This is a genomic window from Aeribacillus sp. FSL K6-1121, from assembly GCF_038003725.1.
Classification (GTDB): domain Bacteria; phylum Bacillota; class Bacilli; order Bacillales; family Aeribacillaceae; genus Aeribacillus; species Aeribacillus composti.
This window is the reverse complement of the sequence record NZ_JBBOPS010000001.1, coordinates 2,356,788-2,375,104: the sequence shown is the minus strand read 5'-3', so window position 1 is coordinate 2,375,104 and position 18,317 is coordinate 2,356,788. Positions and strand designations below refer to the sequence as shown.

Genomic DNA, 18,317 nt, shown 5'->3' with positions numbered 1-18,317 from the left:
ATGCCAGCTATTACTGATGTTTATGCACGTGAAGTGCTTGATTCAAGAGGAAATCCGACAGTTGAAGTAGAGGTGTATACAGAATCAGGTGCATTTGGACGGGCGCTTGTACCTAGCGGTGCATCCACAGGTGAGTATGAGGCTGTTGAATTGCGTGACGGTGATAAAGAACGCTACCTTGGAAAAGGGGTTTTAACAGCAGTTAAAAACGTGAACGAAATTATTGCCCCAGAACTGTTAGGCTTTGATGTGACGGAACAAAATGCCATCGATCAATTATTAATTGAACTTGACGGAACAGAAAATAAAGGAAAGCTGGGAGCAAACGCAATTTTAGGTGTTTCTATGGCCGTTGCTCGTGCTGCAGCTGATTATTTAGGTGTTCCGCTGTATCAATATCTCGGCGGCTTCAATGCGAAAACTCTTCCTGTGCCGATGATGAACATTTTAAACGGCGGCGCTCATGCAGACAACAATGTTGATATTCAAGAATTCATGATTATGCCGGTCGGCGCGGAAAGCTTCCGGGAAGCACTGCGGATGGGAGCGGAAATTTTCCATTCATTAAAATCTGTATTAAAAGGAAAAGGATATAATACAGCTGTTGGTGATGAAGGCGGATTCGCTCCAAATTTACAATCAAATGAAGAAGCTTTGCAAACTATTATCGAAGCAATTGAAAAAGCCGGCTACAAACCTGGCGAACAAGTTAAGCTTGCGATGGATGTTGCTTCTTCTGAACTGTTTAATAAAGAAGACGGCAAGTACCACCTAGAAGGAGAAGGCGTTGTAAAAACGTCGGAAGAAATGGTGCAATGGTATGAAGAGCTTGTCTCCAAATATCCGATCATTTCGATTGAAGACGGACTTGATGAGAACGACTGGGAAGGCCATAAACTGTTAACAGAACGTTTAGGCGGAAAAGTTCAGCTTGTCGGAGACGATTTATTTGTAACAAATACAAAAAAATTAGCGGAAGGCATTGAAAAAGGAGTCGGCAACTCTATTCTGATTAAAGTTAACCAAATCGGAACGTTAACAGAAACGTTTGATGCGATCGAAATGGCAAAACGCGCCGGCTATACAGCGGTCATCTCCCATCGCTCAGGCGAGACGGAAGACAGCACCATTGCAGACATTGCTGTGGCAACAAACGCAGGCCAAATTAAAACAGGCGCACCTTCCCGCACGGACCGCGTTGCGAAATACAATCAATTGCTTCGCATCGAAGATCAACTTGGCGATACTGCAATTTACCAAGGAATTAAATCTTTCTATAACTTAAAAAAATAACACTATCTATGAAAAGGTCTAACCGAGTTATTTGGTTAGACCTTTTTTAATTAAGCTCAAAGCATACAAAATCATAGCCTAGACGATGTGTAAATATTTTCTTATTGCCAATAAACAAACATATAATAAAAACATAGACAGCATAAAAACACAGTCCCGGTTGGTAGTCCGGGCGCACTCCGAAAGAGTGTCAGTATCCTTCCCCTCCTTGGGATGTCCATCGCTGTCGTTACGTTTTACAAGGAGGGACCTTTCATGAAGTTGACGGTTTTTTACGATGGACAATTCTGGATCGGTGTGGTTGAGCAAAAGGAAGGTGAAGCTTTAAAAGCGGTTCGCTACGTATTTCGTCCAGAGCCAAAAGATGATGAAGTTTTGACATTTGCGAATGGTCCGATGCTATCGTTTATCGTTACTGCACAAGTGCCGCACAACAACCGCCGTGCCGCTTGAAATGAAAAAGCGCAAAAATCCGAAGCCACTGCAGCGTGAAGCTGCAAAGGAAATGAAAACAAGGCCGCTTTCCACATATGCACAAACAGCTCTTCAGCTAGAATTGGAGCATCGTAAAAAAGAGAGAAAAGTTTTGCGCAAGGAGCTTTCGCGAAGCTCTCATCAAGCGAAAAAGAGAGTTAAAGCGTTTAAAAAGCGAAGGCAAAACATCGTGGAAGGTAATACAGAGTTGGATGTCTTGCTTTAAGACATCCGCTTTCGTATTTTCTGAATGGATACGCTATTGTGTAATGAGCCAATTTATGATACATTAAAACTATTGTAATGTGCGTTTTTTTAGGAGGTGGAGTGGACATGCATACTCTGCTTGTCATACTATTAGCAATTGTATCTATTGCGCTGATCGCTGTGGTGATACTGCAGTCTGGAAAAAGTGCTGGATTATCTGGAGCCATTTCCGGCGGTGCTGAACAGCTTTTTGGGAAGCAAAAAGCGCGTGGAATAGATTTAATCTTACATCGTATTACAATCGTTCTTTCTGTGTTATTTTTTGTTTTAGCAATTGCTGTTTCATGGTTTGGATTATAATAGCTAGAAAGGTCTGTCAAACAGGCCTTTTTTCTATGGGAAATTAAAGCAGTTGAATGAATAATGTTTTTTGGTATATAATGGAATTTAAACTTTTTTCATACTTCGGTTCGTTGTAAAAAATAAAGAATTTAAAAAGAAAAGGAGATTTTAAAATGAAAGTTTTACCGCCGAAACCTTTTACGTTTGAAGGTGGGAATCGTGCTGTACTGCTGCTTCACGGCTTTACTGGAAATTCAGCAGATGTGCGGATGCTTGGGCGTTTTTTGCAAGATAAAGGGTATACTTGTCATGCCCCTCAATATAAAGGCCATGGGGTTCCTCCGGAAGAATTGGTTCATACCGGTCCCGATGACTGGTGGCAAGATGTGATGGGCGGCTACGAACATCTGAAAGACTTAGGTTTTAAAGAAATTGCAGTTGCCGGTTTGTCTCTTGGAGGAGTTTTTTCTTTAAAACTGGGATACACTGTACCTGTAAAAGGAATTATTCCAATGTGCGCCCCGATGTATATTAAAAGCGAAGAAACGATGTATAAAGGGATTTTAAAATATGCCCGCAAATATAAACAATTTGAAGGAAAGCCGGAAGAACAGATTGAGGCGGAAATGGAAGAGTTTCAAAAAACACCAATGAAAACGTTGAAAGCTCTGCAGCGTTTGATTTCTGATGTGAGAGAAAATGTCGATATGATTTATGCCCCGACATTTGTGGTTCAGGCGCGCCACGATGAAATGATCAATCCGGATAGTGCAAATATTATTTATAACGAAGTAAGCTCCAATATAAAAAAAATCAAATGGTATGAAGAATCGTCGCATGTTATTACGCTTGACAAGCAGCGAGATGAACTGCATCAGGACGTCTATGAATTTTTGGAGAGCCTTGATTGGCAGGAGTAAAAGGAGGTTATCGTATTGGCAGAACCCGATATGCAATTAGCTGAAAGGCTTCTTTCTTTTATGAAGGAAGAGGCTTATAAACCTTTGACTGTGGAGGAATTAGAAGAAGCTTTTCAGCTAGAGGACGCAGACGAATTTAAAAAGTTGATTATTACTTTAAATAAGATGGAAGAAAAAGGCCTCATTGTGCGAACGAGAGCAAATCGATACGGTGTTCCAGAAAAAATGAATTTGATCCGCGGAACATTGGTCGGACATGCCCGCGGATTTGCTTTCGTTGAACCGGATGAACCAGGTTTTGATGACGTGTTCATTCCGCCCGGCGAGCTGAATCATGCGATGCATGGAGACAAAGTTCTTGTGCGGCTAAGCCCGAAAACAAGCGGGGCGAGACAGGAAGGCACGGTCATACGCATTTTGGAAAGAGGAATAACGGAAATTGTCGGAACATATACGGAAAGCAAAAACTTCGGATTTGTCATACCTGACGACAAAAAGATTGTCAACGACATTTTTATTCCGAAAAATGCATCAAATGGGGCGGTTGAAGGTCATAAAGTAATTGTCCGACTCACGTCATATCCTGAAGGACGAATGAGTGCAGAAGGAGAAGTCGTACAAATTTTAGGCCATAAAAATGATCCTGGCGTCGATATTTTATCAATCATTCATAAGCATCAGCTGCCATTGAGCTTTCCGGATGATGTATTAAAGCAAGCAAACGAAACACCTGATGAGATTAAGAGCGAGGAAATCAAGAACAGACGAGACCTTCGCAACGAATTAATCATTACTATTGATGGTGAAGATGCAAAAGATTTGGATGATGCCGTAACAGTAACAAAGTTAAATAACGGCTGCTATAAGCTTGGCGTGCATATCGCAGATGTCAGTTATTATGTAAAAGAAGGAACTCCGATTGACAGAGAGGCATTTGCACGCGGGACAAGCGTATATTTAGTTGATCGCGTCATTCCGATGATACCGCATCGCTTATCAAACGGAATTTGTTCGCTGAATCCGAAGGTGGATCGTCTGACATTATCGTGCGAAATGATTGTGGATGAATATGGGAACGTAGTTCAGCATGATATTTTTCAAAGTATTATTCGCTCCGCTGAGCGGATGACTTATTCAAATGTCAATAAAATTTTGATTGAAAAGGATGAACAGCTTCGGGAAAAATATCAAGAAATTGTCCCCATGCTGGAGGATATGGCTGAGCTTGCGTCGATTTTACGGAAAAAAAGAATGCTGCGTGGAGCGATCGATTTTGATTTTAAGGAAGCGAAAGTTTTGGTGGATGAGAAAGGCAAACCGTATGATGTCATTATTCGGGAACGATCTGTAGCGGAACGGTTAATTGAAGAATTTATGCTGCTTGCAAATGAAACAGTAGCAGAACATTTTCACTGGTTAAATGTACCGTTTATATATCGAATTCACGAAAAACCGAATGAGGAAAAACTAAGACGTTTCTTGGAATTTATTACAAATTTTGGTTATGTCGTGAAGGGAACAGGAAACAATATTCATCCGCGCGCTTTGCAGCAAATTTTAGATGAAGTACGGGGAAAACCTGAAGAAATGGTGATTTCAACTGTCATGCTTCGGTCTATGAAGCAAGCGAAATATCATCCGGAAAGCGTCGGGCATTTCGGATTGTCGACCGAATTTTACACCCATTTTACTTCCCCGATTCGCCGTTATCCCGATTTGATAGTTCATCGACTCATTCGCAAATATTTGCTTGAAGGGAAAATAGACGAAAAGACTCAGATGAAATGGGCATCAATTTTGCCGGAAATTGCAGAACATTCTTCCAATATGGAACGGCGGGCTGTTGATGCGGAGCGTGAAACGGATGATTTGAAAAAAGCAGAATTTATGCTGGATAAGATTGGGGAAGAATTTGATGGAATCATCAGTTCTGTCACAAACTTCGGCATGTTTGTCGAGCTCCCGAATACTGTTGAAGGTCTCGTTCATGTAAGCTATATGACGGATGATTACTACCATTATGATGAACGTCATTATGCGATGATCGGCGAAAGAACGGGAAATGTTTACCGCATCGGCGATGAAATTACCGTCCGCGTTGTGAATGTTGATAAAGAGGAACGATCCATCGATTTTGAAATTGTCGGCATGAGAAAAAAACGAAAAAAATCAACACGGCCTGAAACGGTGAAGGTGATTAAGAGCAAACATCAGGAAGAAGAGGAAGAATGGTCAACGAGACCGTCGAAATCAAAAAAGAAAAAGTTTTATAAAAACGTATCGAAAAAGAAGCGGAAGAAGAAAAAGCGTTAAAGCGAGGCCAGATGTCTAAAAAAACAAACTTATTGAAACAGCAAAATTTCACTTAGAAAGAATCTTGATTGAGGCGAAAATGTTCATTTGCTATAATTATCTTTACCCCTAATTTTCACGAAAGGGTGACAGAGAATGTCAAAGGGAGAAGGGAAACTGATTGCCCAAAATAAAAAGGCGCACCACGACTATTTTATTGAAGAAACGTATGAAGCTGGGATCGTCCTGCAGGGAACAGAAATTAAATCGATTCGCGCCGGCCGCGCCAATTTAAAAGATGCGTTCGCAAGAGTGGAAAAAGGGGAAGTTTTTCTTCATAACATGCATATCAGCCCGTATGAGCAGGGAAATCGATACAACCATGAGCCGTTAAGAACGAGAAAGCTTCTTTTGCATCGAAGAGAAATCAATAAGCTGATCGGGGCCACAAAAGAACAGGGCTATTCATTAGTTCCGCTGAAGCTTTACATTAAAAATGGATTTGCGAAAGTGCTTATCGGGCTAGGAAAAGGGAAAAAGAAATACGATAAGCGGGAGGATTTAAAACGAAAAGAAGCGAAAAGAGAAATTGAACGGGCATTTCAACAAAAACAAAAAGGGATCTATTAATGATAACAATAAATGACAATTGAAAAATATATTGTTTTTGTTATAATAATATATGTCGTTGCCAGTTGAATATATTTCTCAAGCACTAGCTCGAATAAAACGGGGACGTTTTGGATTCGACAGGGATAGATCGAGCTTAAGCTGCGAGCCGGAGGGATCGTCTCCGTCATCAACGTCGCCTAAAGATAACTGGCAAACAAAACAACTACGCTTTAGCTGCTTAATGCTAAAGGCTCCTTTCTTCCATCGCCCATGTGGAGGAAAAGGGGTTCAACTTAAGTGGGCTACGCCCGATTCCGCCGTCTGAGGAAGAGGGAAGAGACGAATCAGACTAGCTGTCCGGATGCCTGCCGACAGGCTAAGGAACAGTGAAATGTTAAATATGTCGGATACGCTCGTAGATGCTTAAGTGGCGATATCTCTGGACGTGGGTTCGATTAGGAAATAGTCGCCTTGTGTGGCAACACACAAGTGAAAATCCGGCTTAATCGGTGAAACCTAAGTCGTTTCTGCGATATGGCAACACCGAGCGGTATGTGGAGCAATCCAACAGCCGTGTATCGACTCATAGGCTGCCTTCAAGGTAGTACTAGGATGCGAAATTCTGCCGTACGGCAAATCTAAATTTCGCATAACACGCCGGAGGACCTGTTTAGGTTCAAGATATAGTCAGTGCCATTGCGAAAGCATGGATCAGCACGTCCCACCGTCTCCATTCTTAATATCCGATCGTTTCAGAACGAAAATCGTGAAACCATTGATACGACTGCGTTTGCGGTCGTTTTTTATTTTTCGAGAATCCGGAAGAATCCCGTAGAATTTGAAAAAATTTTGCATTGTATAGTTTCCCCATCGTTAGATCGACTTGGCGGGATTCTTGTAATATCTGTCACCCACTTCTCGTTTGGCTTTGACACGTGGAAATCTCGGTTTAGATGGTTGTTAATATTTTGATGAGATAAATTCATAGATGGAAAACCAAAATCTATGAAAAATTGTTATAACAGAAAATTTTCAAACATAAAAAGAAAATAAGTTTTATTAAAAAATTATGCAAATTTTATTTAATTTGTTTTATTATTTTCTTTTTTAATTTTTCAATTCTAATTAAATCTTTAAATTGTGAGATTAAATCTTTACGCACTGTTCGCTTTTATATCCTTTTTCCGTTCTCCACAATATCTAATCTCATATAAACCTGTTTTAATACAGTTTTAGCCTCATCTTCTGTCAAAGAATCTATGTTTTTTAAAACTTCATCGTATTGTTTTACCGCATTTTCATCGGCTAATTTTTTTTCTTAGACGGAATAAATAACACCAACATTAAATTTAGGTTATAATAGACCTGAATTTTATTTAAGTTGGTGATTATTTATGCGTACCAAAAATAGATTAAATCCAATCGAATCAAAATACTTTAGACCCGAGATAACTAATTCTCAAGTTTGACACCATTTCACTACATGTGGATAACTAAAGGTGATTATACCAATAGTTATCCACTTTTTTTATCGAAAATATAATCATTATGTAGTGTTATGTGGATAACTTTTGTATATCCAATAATATGTAATATATGTTATACTATTAGTGCTATGTATATTCGAATTAATAAGCAAAAAAATAAAAATGGTTCAGTTCGTCAATATCTACAAATATGTCGTACATTTCGTGTAGACAATAAAGTTCGGCAACAAACGCTTTGTAATCTAGGGAGGTTAGAACATTTATTAGAGAATGGCTCTGTCGATAACATAATCGAGGGATTAGCCAAATTTTCAGAGCGTTACTTTGACCGAATTCATGGGCAAGGGTCTTCCTCTTCTGTCTCCGTGCTTTGGACAAAAGAGTTTGGGCCGGTTTATCTGTTCCGAAAGGTATGGGAAAAGTTAGGGCTTGGTCGGCTATTACGTAAAATCATGGATGATTCCGAGACTGCTTCTCGGTATGACGAAGCCATTTTTGCCATGGTGTTAAACCGTCTCATGGATCCCAATAGTTTTATGCTTGAAGTCATCGATTTGAGTTTTAAATACGATAAATCCGATTGGCTGTTTAAACATGTGAATATTACGATTCGACCTGGCGAAATTGTAGGGATGTACGGGAAAAGTGGAAGTGGGAAAACGACCATGTTGAAAGTGATCGCCGGTTACATGCCGCCAAGCGAAGGTGCAGTCACCGTTGACGGCAAAAATGTGATTGAAATCGTAAACAAATGTGCTGTTCATCCGGTGCAGCTCATTTGGCAACATCCCGAAAAAGCGATCAATCCGAAATGGAAAATGAATGACGTATTAAACGAAGTGGAAGGGCTTGATCATGACATTTTGGACATGATGGGCATTCAAACCGAATGGTTTAACCGCCAATCTCACGAATTGTCCGGCGGAGAATTGCAACGTTTTTGTATTGCCCGGGAGTTTAGTCCTGAAACGAGGTACATTTTGGCGGATGAAATGACGAGTATGTTCGATGCGATCACCCAAGCGCAAATATGGCACCATTTCATACATCTAATAAAAACCCGACGCATCGGTATATTAGCTGTAAGCCATCATATCCATCTACTTGAAAAAGTAAGTGACCGCATCATTCATTTTGAAGCGTAATTAAATTAGCAAAAATGAACCTCAGTATGAACGATTGAAAATTGCTTGAACATTTGTTTCTTTGTCATTCTAGGACAAAGTCCGCTCAACGATGCAAATGAAAGCCCTTTCATAACAGTATCAAGTCGCAAAATCAAATTCTCTCAAAGATCGCTGCTTTGAGAGAATTTTTCATATGGAAACTCAAACGGGTTTATTAATTCGATATTTTTGGATTTTTCTTACTAAAGTGGATTGGTCAACTTTCAAGGCTATTGCCGCTTGGCGAATACTTGGAAATAACGGCAATGTTTCTTCGATAATCTTCTTCTCATAAGCTTCGACTTTTTCTTTCAAGGAAATGGCGGTAGGGTCAATATGGATGGCATCTGGTTTTGATTCGATCAATCGTTCATTTCCGATTTGCAATTCATTCATAATATCATCGACGGTGATTTCCGTATGGGAACTCATGAGAGCTGTACGTTCGACGAAGTTTTTCAACTCTCTTACATTGCCCGGCCAATCGTACAGTGTAAACATATGGAGAGCGTCCTGTGAAAATTGGCGATTGATGCCGTATTTTTTATTAATGTCTTTTAAGAAATGATATGTTAACGGAATGATATCTTCTTTTCTTTCCTTCAATGGCGGAATTTTGATCGGGATGATGTTCAAGCGATAAAATAAATCTTCGCGGAATTCCCCTTTTTCAACCATTTCTTTCAAGTTTCTATTCGTAGCAGCGATGACGCGGATATTGACGGGAATTGGTTTCGTGCCCCCGATACGTGTAATTTGTTGTTCTTGCAACACGCGCAGCAATTTCACTTGAAGATCCAACGGCATTTCCCCGATCTCATCCAAGAAAAACGTGCCATTGTTTGCCGCTTCGATTAATCCTCTTTTTCCTTTTTTATGCGCGCCGGTAAATGCACCTGGTTCATAACCGAACAACTCTGATTCCAGCAATGAATGAGGAATAGCTGCACAATTGACTTTGATCAATGGGTATTTACTGCGATGGCTATGATGGTGGATCAGCTCGACGATCTTTTCTTTTCCTGATCCCGACGGCCCTTCAATCAATATGCCCGAATCGATGCGTGCAACTTTTAGTGCCCGATCGAGCACCTTATGTATCGCTTCGGAGTTTGCGACGATCGAAAGGGTAGGATTATTCTGCAATTTTAACGCCTCTAACTCCTTCTGAATCGCTTTGTTTTTTTCCTCCAGTTTTTTCTTTTCTGATTGTAAATTGTTTAAATATGTCAAATCCCTCACGTTGTTGACGACTTTCGTAATATTTCCGTTTTTATCTCGAATAGGTACGGCTGAAACTAAAACGGTTGCACCGGTGTTGATTTTTTGGGTAATCGTCACTGGCCGTTTTTCTCTTAAAGCGATTAATGTAGCCGAGCGGTCAATGACGCCTTCTTTTTCCAGATCGCCCAAATGCCGTCCGATGCATTGTGAAGCTGGCAAACCGGTGATTTTAGCATAAGACGGGTTTTGGTGGATGATGACGCCATCAGCATCCGCAATGACGATTCCATCATAGGCTGAATTGATGATTTCATTCAGTTCGTATCTTAACTCTTCCAACGATTCGTTTTCTTTCCACAGTCTGACAAGGTCGTTGATCGGTTTGATCAAAATGATTTGTTTCCCGTCATATAAAGGAAACGTTTCCACTTCGGCAGGATATTGCAAAATGCTGAAATACGTCCCTCCATGACGGCATACGAGGTCAACGATGTCATTTAAGTAATAGGAGAATTTGTTCGCCAACTCATTGACAAACTCAATTTCCCCCATGGAATCGATGATGATGACCCCGATGATGTTCGCATTTGCAAATGGTATTGGATTCATGCAAGATCACCTCATTTTGTGATGAAAAATTGCATCATTGTTTCAAATGCGCATCACGTTTGACTTGATTTTAATACAAAGCGTTGAAAAAAATCAACAAAATGACAACGCTTACCCAAGAAAAACATTCTCCAGAAAGTTGGCATGATTTTTGCATGTGTATAAGGGTGGCAATACAAATAATGGGAGGATCGCGCATGATTCAAATTACAGCAGAGGATAAATTGCAAATGTTATACGACATGTTGCTCATTCGTCGTTTTGAAGAGAAAGTGGAAAGCCTCTATCAGCAAGGGAGGATTCATGGAACCATGCATTTGTGCATTGGTCAGGAGGCGACGGCGGTCGGTGCATGTTTTCCTTTATCAAAGGAAGACAAAATAACTAGCACGCACCGCGGTCATGGCCACAGCATCGCAAAAGGAACGGGTGTCAAAGGCATGATGGCCGAGTTGTTAGGTAAAGAAACGGGATATTGCAAAGGAAAAGGCGGTTCGATGCACATCGCCGATTTGGATGTAGGTAATTTAGGTGCAAACGGAATCGTAGCAGCGGGACTGCCGATTGCAACGGGAGCGGCATTGGCTTCGAAAATGAAAAATCTCGGTTATGTCGTTGTCAGTTTTTTCGGTGATGGTGCAACAAATGAAGGCGCTTTTCATGAAGCATTGAATTTAGCTTCGATTTGGAAATTACCGATCATTTTCTTCTGTGAAAACAATTTGTATGGCATGTCAGGTTCCATTAAAGAAATGGTGAATATCAAACATCTTTCCGAACGTGCGAAAGCTTACGGTATTCCAGGAGTTACGATCGACGGCAACGATGTCATCAAAGTTGCAGAAACGACTGCAGAAGCTGTAGAGCGCGCAAGAAGAGGAGAAGGACCGACGCTCATCGAAGCGGAAACGTACAGATGGAGAGGGCATTCCCGCAGTGATGCGCGCAAATACCGTACGAGGGAAGAAGAAAAGTACTGGAGAAACGAAAAAGATCCGATTAGGCTTTTTAAAAACCGTTTGTTGGAAGAAAAGATCCTTACAGAAGAAACGTACGACGAAATGGAGAAAAAAGTACAAGACGAGATTGAAGAAGCGGTAACGTTTGCGGAAAAAAGCAAGGAACCGAGCTTAGATTCTTTGACAGAAGATATTTATGCATAAAGAGAAAGGATGGTATAGATTGCGGGAAATAACTTATGCTGAAGCGATTCGAGAAGCGATGTCACAAAGAATGCGTGCAGATGAAGATGTCTTTATCATGGGGGAAGATATCGGAATATATGGTGGAGCATTTGGAGTAACAAACGGCATGTTGGAAGAATACGGACCGGAACGAGTTCGTATTACGCCAATTTCGGAAGCGGCGATCAGTGGGTGTGCAGTAGGTGCTGCGATGATGGGGATGCGCCCGATTTTGGAAATTCAATTTTCGGATTTTGTCGTCATTGCCATGGATAATATCGTCAACCAGGCAGCCAAAATGCGCTACATGTTTGGTGGAAAAACGAAAGTGCCTGCCGTCGTTCGTTTACCTAGTGGTTCTGGATTAGGGTTTGCTGCGCAACATTCCCAAAGTTTAGAAGCATGGATGACGCACATCCCTGGCTTGATCGTTGTCCAACCTTCAAACCCTTACGATGCAAAAGGATTGATGATTTCAGCAATTAAAAACGATAATCCAGTTCTCTTCTTTGAACATAAATTACTCTACAACGAAAAAGGTGAGGTTCCGGAAGAAGAATTTGAAGTCCCGATTGGTGTGGCAGATGTAAAAAGAGAAGGAACCGACATAACGGTAGTTGCTACAGGAATCATGGTAAATCGTTCGTTGGAAGCCGCTGAACAATTGGAAAAAGAAGGAATCAGCGTTGAAGTGATCGATCCACGGACATTAGTTCCGCTAGATGAAAAAACCATCATTGAATCCGTCAAGAAAACAAACCGTGCGTTAGTCGTTTATGAAGCAGTGCAACGCGGCGGCTATGGCGCTGAAATTGCCAGCATGATTGGCGAAAGTGAAGCATTTGATTATTTGGATGCACCGGTCAGTCGATTGGGCGGCGTGGCAACACCGATTCCTTATAATCCAAAATTAGAAAGAGCGGCGGTTCCACAAGTTGAAGATATTATTGCAAAAGTTAAGACAATCATGAATTTGTAAGGAAGTGAGATGATGGCAGAAAAAGTGGTGATGCCAAAATTGGGGGCGTCGATGGAAGAGGGAACGATTGATAATTGGCTCGTGGAAGTCGGCGACAAAGTTGAAGCGGGCGATCCGATTGTGGAAATCCAAACCGATAAAATCACCATCGAAGTGGAAGCGGAAGTCGATGGGGTGTTATTGAAAAAATTATACGATGTCGGTGATACGGTCCCTGTCTTGGAAGTCATTGCCTATATCGGGGAAGAAGGTGAAGCAATCGATCATCTAGTAGAAACACCAACTCAAACGGAAAACCAAGTGGAACCGGAACAACAAGAAACAGTTGAAACCAATCAAACGGCTAGTCATCTAAGAGATGGACGAAAAATAAGAAGAACGCCGTTAGCCCGCAGATTAGCTGAAGAATATGGCATTGATTTAAAAGACATTGTCGGTACGGGACCAAAAGGCAGAATTCAAAAAGTGGATGTCGAACGTTATATCACAAATATGAAGAAAAAGATTACTCCACTGGCTAAGAAAATAGCTGAAGATAAACAAGTAGATTACAGTGGAATCACAGGTTCCGGAGCACGTGGAAAAATTGTCAAAGCTGACGTCCTCAAGGCGAGCGAGCAAGTTGTACGAGACGCTTTTCAAGACGAGCGTGTGCCGCTTAGCGGAATCCGTAAAGTCATCGCTGAACGGATGTCGCAGAGCTTCTATACCGCGCCGCATGTTACATTGTTTTCGGAAGTCGATATGACAGAAGTGATCAAATTACGAAAACAATTGCTGCCGGAAATCGAAAAAGAAACCGGATTGCGGATATCATTCAATGAAATCATGCTTAAAGCTACGGCGGTTGTTTTAAGAAAACATCCTAACATCAATGTCTCATTAGTAGATGATAAAGAAATTGTATACCATCGAAACATTCATCTCGGTTTTGCAGTTGCAATGGATGACGGCTTAGTCGTTCCGGTTATTGAACATGCAGACCAAAAAGGGTTGGCTACTATTACGAAAGAGGCAAAAACACTTGCCGAACAAGCGAGAAATAAGTCGTTGTCACCAGAAAAAATGCAAGGAAGCACGTTTACGATTAGTAATTTAGGGATGTACGCAGTGAACGGTTTTACGCCGATTATCAATCCGCCGAATGCGGCGATTTTAGGTGTAGGACAAATTCAAGAAAAGGTTGTCGTCATAAATGGAGAAATGAAAGTTCGTTCAATGATGGAATTAAGTTTGTCGTTCGATCATCGTGTCATTGATGGAGCGCCAGCGGCAAGATTTTTGACCGATTTAAAAGATATATTGGAACATCCATATAAATTGTTGATGTAGGGGGATGGCAATTGATTTCATATGATCTCATCGTCATTGGAGGCGGCCCCGGTGGTTATGTTGCCGCCATCCGCGCAGCAAAAGATGGAAAGAAAACGGCAATTGTTGAAGCGGATCAATTTGGAGGTACCTGTTTAAACCGGGGATGTATCCCTTCAAAAACGTTGTTGAAACATGCAGAAGTAATCGAACAAATTGAAAAAGCAAAAGAGTGGGGCATTCACACAAGTGAAACGACCTTTGATGTTGCCAAGATGATCGAACGAAAAAATAATGTCATTTCCACGTTGCAGCAAGGGATCCGTTCATTATTGCGTGCAGCAAACGTTGAAGTGTATCACGGCTTTGGAAAAGTTTATCCGAAAAAACGTGTCGTCGTCGAACATAAAGGGACCGCGACTGAACTAAAAGCAAAAAATATCATCATTGCAACGGGTAGCCGTCCAATTGTCCCCGATATACCAGGCTTGGATTCCGTTTCGTACCATACGACAGATACGATTTTTGATTTGGAAAACATACCTGAATCGCTTGTCATCATCGGCGGCGGTGTAATTGGCGTCGAAATGGCAGAGATTTTCTCCAGCTTACGCACGAAAGTGACGGTGATTGAACGGAGTGAACGGATCATTCCCATGGAAGATGAAACAGCTGCAAATGCATTGGCAAAAGCGTTAAAGCAAAAGGGAGTCATGTTCTTATTCGGTCATGAAGTGATGGAATTTGAACGAGGTAGATCGGGAAGAACCAAAGTAATTGTGGTCAATCGGGACAAAGAACGTACAACGATAGAAACAGACGAAGTCTTAATTGCAATCGGCAGACAACCGAATCTCGACGCAATTGAGCATTTAAATCTGACCATGAACGGTCCGTTCATTCAAGTTGACGATTATTTAGAGACTAGTGAACGCGGCGTGTTTGCGGTCGGTGATGTGATCGGCAATTGGCAGTTGGCGCATGTAGCCAGCTGCGAAGGTTTGACGGCTGTATGCAATTTAAATGGGTCAAAACAAAAAATGGATTATTCCGTCATTCCACGATGCATCTATACATCGCCGCAAGTCGCTTGCGTCGGAATGACAGAAGAAGAGATGAAGAAAAGAAAACTAAAATATAAAGTGCATCAATTCAATTTCTTGGCAAATGGCATGGCTTTGGCAAACGGTGAAACGGATGGATTTGCAAAAATCATGATAGATGAAACATATGGAGAGATTTTGGGAGTTGTCATGGTCGGTGCGAATGTGACGGAGATCATCGGCCAAGTTTCAGCTTTTATGTATCTTGAAGGGACGGTTGATGAACTGGCGACAATGGTTCAACCTCATCCATCCCGGTCTGAAGCGTTGATGGAATCAGCAAATTCGTTGATCGGTAAGGGTATTCACACTGTAAGGTAAATGCTTTGATGCGTTTTCGCATCTTAGTCATTTATAAAAATGTTTTGGGGGTATGTGAGATGAAACGATTAACAAGTCTTATGTTGATCGCACTTATGCTCATGTTAGCGGCTTGTAGAGGAGGTGAACCGTCCTCAGCGTCAAGCGGCGGTACAAAAGATGGAAAAGAAAGTGATCCGATCAAAATCGGCACACTGTTTCCGCTGACAGGTGAATTAGCATTGCTCGGGGAAGAAAGCTTCAGGGGAGTTAAACTCGCTGTAGAAGAATTTAACAATAATGGCGGATTGAATGGACGAAAAGTTGAATTGGTTGTAGGGGATGCAGTCGACTCCGATGCAGCACAAGCGGAAGCAAACAGACTGATCAACCAAGCAAACATCACGACGATTGTCGGCTCTTATTCCAGTGGCGTCGCTTTTGCAGGTAGTGAAGTAGCGGAAAGAAACGGTGTATTGTATTGGGAGTTAGGTGCTGTGGCAGATGATATTACGGGAAGAAACTACCGATCGATTTTACGTATCAACCCGATGGCCTCCATGCTTTCTGTTGTTCACATCAATTTTATTAAAGAAGTGGTGGCAGAAAAACTTGGCAAGGATATAAGCGATTTAAAAGTGGTCATTGCTCATGAGGATTCTTCTTACGGCACAACCATCGCGGATGAGGCGATTAAATTAGCTAAAGAAGAAGGTATAAACATTGTATCCGTATTGCCGTATGGTGCTTCATCAAATGACTTGTCATCGGTAGTCTTAAACATCAAAAAAGCAGAACCTGACGTTTTAATTTCTGTAGCCTATATCAATGATGCCATTTTATTGTCAAAACAAATGAAAGAACTCGACGTTGAAGTTCCGGTCATCGTTGGTTCAGGAGCAGGACACACGACTTCCGACTTCAAAGATGCCGTTGGAGAAGAAAATGCAGAAGGTATCTTTGATATCGCTTACCCACAATACCATATCAATAAAGAATTTACACCAGGAATGGACAAGTTTATCGAATTGTATCAAGAAAAATATAATGGTCATCCAAAATCTGGTCACTCCTTAGCCAGCTACATGGGAATGAAAGTGGTGCTTGATGTGATTACACAAACAGGCGGAGATGTCGATCCTGAAAAACTCCACGAAACTGCTTTGGACTATAAAGTTGAAAGAGGTACGACAGCAACAGGATGGGGCGTTGAATTCGATCCAGACACAGGTCAAAATATGTTAGCTGAATATTATGTGCACCAATGGATCGATGGTAAGCTTGTAACCGTTTATCCAGAAGAAGTAGCCCTTGAAGAACCGAAGATCAATGAATAATGAAGCAGCACAGCTATTCTGAACAGTGGATTGGAATAGCTGTGTCTAAAAAAATCATTTGAACGTGTTTGGTGAAAGTGTGATGCGAAAGTTCAACATTATGAAATATCGCATCAAAATGAATGCAGATTTATGAAAAAATGCAAGATTTATGGATTTCTGAAATTGGCATGAAACTTGCAAAGTAAATTATGGATGAAAACGATTCGCATCTAAAACCAAACACAGAGGAAGGTAGATGCAGAAATGAAAGCGATCGTAAAGCGAAATCCAGGAATGGAAGGTGTCGGTTTGGAAGAAGTGGCTGACGTTGAGCCGAGAGAGGATGAAGTAAAGATCAAGGTGAGCGCTTGTGGTATATGCGGAACGGATTTACATATTGTAAAAGATGAATACCCATATGAAACACCCGTCATTTTAGGGCACGAGTTTTCCGGAATCGTTGAACTGAAAGGGAAACAGGCGAATCGATTCAAAAAAGGCGATCGTGTCGTTTCTCTTACTGCAGCGGTCACGTGCGGAACATGTTCGTATTGTCGCAAAGGATTGATCATGCTTTGTCCAAAAAGAAAGTCGATTGGTTCAGGGGTCAACGGAGCGATGGCTGAGTATATCGTTGTTCCTGAAAGGAATGTACTCTCGCTGCCCGCGAATATATCGATGGATGCCGCTTCTTTGACGGAACCACTCGCATGTGTTGTCAGAGGTTTGATGGAAAGGGCGACGATACAAGCGGGCGACAACGTACTCGTATCCGGGTGCGGAACCATTGGATTGTTGGCGTTGCAAATTGCGAACATCCATGGCGCTTCTGTCATCGTTTCAGGAACTTCCCATGACAAAAACCGTTTTGAAGTCGCGGAAATTTTGGGTGCAAAAGCGGTAGTTAATGTAGAAGAACAATCGGAAAGAGATGTATTGCATCTCAATGGCGGCAAAGCTTTTGATGTGGTCATAGAATGCGCGGGAGTAGAATCCTCTTTACATACATGCCTTTCTTTGGTGAAAAAACAAGGAACGTTCATTCAATTAGGTTTGTTCGGAAAGAGAGTGTCCTTTGACTTTGATCGCATGTTGATGAAAGAGGTAAACTATGTCAATTCGTTCGCGACCACACCTTCATCGTGGGAAACTGCCTTGACTTTGATCGAGCAGGAAAAAGTCGATTTAGAGGCGTTGATTACGCATAAATTTTCCATCGATGAATGGAAAGAAGCTTTTCGTGTCAGTTTTCAAAAAGAAGGGATCAAAACGATCATTCAACCAAATCTTTCATAACACCCTCCTCCCAAATATTTCTCGCTTTTTGCCCAATTTTGAATTGGATACAGAACTATTCGAAAAAATAAAAAATTGGATACATATTTAAAATATATTTTTACAAAAGTTAAGAAAAAAGCACTAAAAAACAAACAAAAAAACGTTTAAAATATGACTTGACAACTAAAAAACGATTTTGTAACATAGAAAACAAGTT

Annotated in this window: 15 protein-coding genes, 1 other RNA gene and 1 pseudogene; 16 read left to right on the top strand and 1 reads right to left on the bottom strand. The window is 41.2% G+C overall.

Going from position 1 to position 18,317, the window contains the following annotated elements; all coding sequences use genetic code 11:
- The 10 genes and pseudogenes from eno (at nt 1) to NSQ61_RS20305 (ending at nt 8,772) form a co-directional block, all read left to right on the top strand.
- Entirely contained in the window at nt 1–1,293 is a 1,293-nt protein-coding gene (gene eno, locus NSQ61_RS11635) for a phosphopyruvate hydratase (RefSeq protein ID WP_130156821.1), read from the top strand.
- Between the two features lie 255 nt (nt 1,294–1,548).
- A complete protein-coding gene (locus NSQ61_RS11630; RefSeq protein ID WP_340807068.1) occupies nt 1,549–1,746 on the top strand; it encodes a DUF2992 family protein in 198 nt (65 codons plus the stop codon).
- A gap of 1 nt (nt 1,747) precedes the next feature.
- On the top strand, nt 1,748–1,993 hold the full coding sequence (locus NSQ61_RS11625; protein WP_340807066.1) for a DUF2992 family protein: 246 nt from the start codon (nt 1,748–1,750) through the stop codon (nt 1,991–1,993).
- A 107-nt stretch (nt 1,994–2,100) separates the two neighbouring features.
- Nucleotides 2,101–2,334 (top strand): preprotein translocase subunit SecG, encoded by a 234-nt coding sequence (secG, locus tag NSQ61_RS11620; RefSeq protein ID WP_063386955.1) that lies wholly within the window; start codon nt 2,101–2,103, stop codon nt 2,332–2,334.
- Between the two features lie 155 nt (nt 2,335–2,489).
- Complete coding sequence (locus tag NSQ61_RS11615; RefSeq protein ID WP_063386954.1) at nt 2,490–3,236, top strand: alpha/beta hydrolase; 747 nt, start codon at nt 2,490–2,492, stop codon at nt 3,234–3,236.
- 30 nt (nt 3,237–3,266) lie between these two features.
- Nucleotides 3,267–5,549 carry a ribonuclease R gene (rnr, locus tag NSQ61_RS11610; RefSeq protein WP_340808109.1) on the top strand — a complete coding sequence of 761 codons (2,283 nt, stop codon included), beginning with the start codon at nt 3,267–3,269 and terminating at the stop codon, nt 5,547–5,549.
- A gap of 135 nt (nt 5,550–5,684) precedes the next feature.
- Nucleotides 5,685–6,158 carry an SsrA-binding protein SmpB gene (gene smpB / locus NSQ61_RS11605; RefSeq protein WP_063386953.1) on the top strand — a complete coding sequence of 158 codons (474 nt, stop codon included), beginning with the start codon at nt 5,685–5,687 and terminating at the stop codon, nt 6,156–6,158.
- A gap of 109 nt (nt 6,159–6,267) precedes the next feature.
- Nucleotides 6,268–6,598, top strand: a transfer-messenger RNA (tmRNA) gene (gene ssrA / locus NSQ61_RS11600).
- Nucleotides 6,599–7,755: 1,157 nt separating this feature from the next.
- A pseudogene (locus tag NSQ61_RS20310) lies at nt 7,756–8,160 on the top strand (IS1634 family transposase); the annotation flags it as partial.
- Nucleotides 8,146–8,772: an ABC transporter ATP-binding protein gene (locus NSQ61_RS20305; RefSeq protein ID WP_445659461.1), complete on the top strand. Its 627-nt coding sequence runs from the start codon at nt 8,146–8,148 to the stop codon at nt 8,770–8,772. The pseudogene NSQ61_RS20310 and the gene NSQ61_RS20305, both read left to right, overlap by 15 nt.
- 183 nt (nt 8,773–8,955) lie before the next feature.
- On the opposite strand, the gene NSQ61_RS11590 is transcribed toward NSQ61_RS20305, so the two are convergent.
- On the bottom strand, nt 8,956–10,626 hold the full coding sequence (locus NSQ61_RS11590) for a sigma-54 interaction domain-containing protein (protein WP_339229592.1): 1,671 nt from the start codon (nt 10,624–10,626) through the stop codon (nt 8,956–8,958).
- 197 nt (nt 10,627–10,823) lie between these two features.
- On the opposite strand from NSQ61_RS11590, the gene pdhA reads away from it, so the two are divergent.
- The 6 genes from pdhA (at nt 10,824) to NSQ61_RS11560 (ending at nt 18,118) form a co-directional block, all read left to right on the top strand.
- Nucleotides 10,824–11,789: a pyruvate dehydrogenase (acetyl-transferring) E1 component subunit alpha gene (gene pdhA / locus NSQ61_RS11585; RefSeq protein WP_339229590.1), complete on the top strand. Its 966-nt coding sequence runs from the start codon at nt 10,824–10,826 to the stop codon at nt 11,787–11,789.
- A 19-nt stretch (nt 11,790–11,808) separates the two neighbouring features.
- Nucleotides 11,809–12,789 carry an alpha-ketoacid dehydrogenase subunit beta gene (locus tag NSQ61_RS11580; RefSeq protein ID WP_340807063.1) on the top strand — a complete coding sequence of 327 codons (981 nt, stop codon included), beginning with the start codon at nt 11,809–11,811 and terminating at the stop codon, nt 12,787–12,789.
- A 12-nt stretch (nt 12,790–12,801) separates the two neighbouring features.
- Nucleotides 12,802–14,121, top strand: a complete 1,320-nt coding sequence (locus NSQ61_RS11575; protein WP_339230755.1) for a dihydrolipoamide acetyltransferase family protein — start codon at nt 12,802–12,804, stop codon at nt 14,119–14,121.
- Between the two features lie 11 nt (nt 14,122–14,132).
- Entirely contained in the window at nt 14,133–15,524 is a 1,392-nt protein-coding gene (gene lpdA / locus NSQ61_RS11570; RefSeq protein WP_339229587.1) for a dihydrolipoyl dehydrogenase, read from the top strand.
- A 59-nt stretch (nt 15,525–15,583) separates the two neighbouring features.
- A complete protein-coding gene (locus tag NSQ61_RS11565) occupies nt 15,584–16,840 on the top strand; it encodes an ABC transporter substrate-binding protein (protein ID WP_340807059.1) in 1,257 nt (418 codons plus the stop codon).
- 246 nt (nt 16,841–17,086) lie between these two features.
- A complete protein-coding gene (locus tag NSQ61_RS11560) occupies nt 17,087–18,118 on the top strand; it encodes a zinc-dependent alcohol dehydrogenase (RefSeq protein ID WP_339229584.1) in 1,032 nt (343 codons plus the stop codon).
- Nucleotides 18,119–18,317 lie beyond the last annotated feature (199 nt).

Coding starts and splice junctions, on each gene's coding strand:
- NSQ61_RS20305 (WP_445659461.1), top strand. CDS start 8,146: ATGGATCCCAATAGTTTTATGCTTGAAGTCATCGATTTGAGTTTTAAA.
- NSQ61_RS11615 (WP_063386954.1), top strand. CDS start 2,490: ATGAAAGTTTTACCGCCGAAACCTTTTACGTTTGAAGGTGGGAATCGT.
- NSQ61_RS11590 (WP_339229592.1), bottom strand. CDS start 10,626: ATGAATCCAATACCATTTGCAAATGCGAACATCATCGGGGTCATCATC.
- NSQ61_RS11575 (WP_339230755.1), top strand. CDS start 12,802: ATGGCAGAAAAAGTGGTGATGCCAAAATTGGGGGCGTCGATGGAAGAG.
- pdhA (WP_339229590.1), top strand. CDS start 10,824: ATGATTCAAATTACAGCAGAGGATAAATTGCAAATGTTATACGACATG.
- NSQ61_RS11565 (WP_340807059.1), top strand. CDS start 15,584: ATGAAACGATTAACAAGTCTTATGTTGATCGCACTTATGCTCATGTTA.
- eno (WP_130156821.1), top strand. CDS start 1: ATGCCAGCTATTACTGATGTTTATGCACGTGAAGTGCTTGATTCAAGA.
- NSQ61_RS11625 (WP_340807066.1), top strand. CDS start 1,748: ATGAAAAAGCGCAAAAATCCGAAGCCACTGCAGCGTGAAGCTGCAAAG.
- smpB (WP_063386953.1), top strand. CDS start 5,685: ATGTCAAAGGGAGAAGGGAAACTGATTGCCCAAAATAAAAAGGCGCAC.
- secG (WP_063386955.1), top strand. CDS start 2,101: ATGCATACTCTGCTTGTCATACTATTAGCAATTGTATCTATTGCGCTG.
- NSQ61_RS11560 (WP_339229584.1), top strand. CDS start 17,087: ATGAAAGCGATCGTAAAGCGAAATCCAGGAATGGAAGGTGTCGGTTTG.
- rnr (WP_340808109.1), top strand. CDS start 3,267: ATGCAATTAGCTGAAAGGCTTCTTTCTTTTATGAAGGAAGAGGCTTAT.
- NSQ61_RS11630 (WP_340807068.1), top strand. CDS start 1,549: ATGAAGTTGACGGTTTTTTACGATGGACAATTCTGGATCGGTGTGGTT.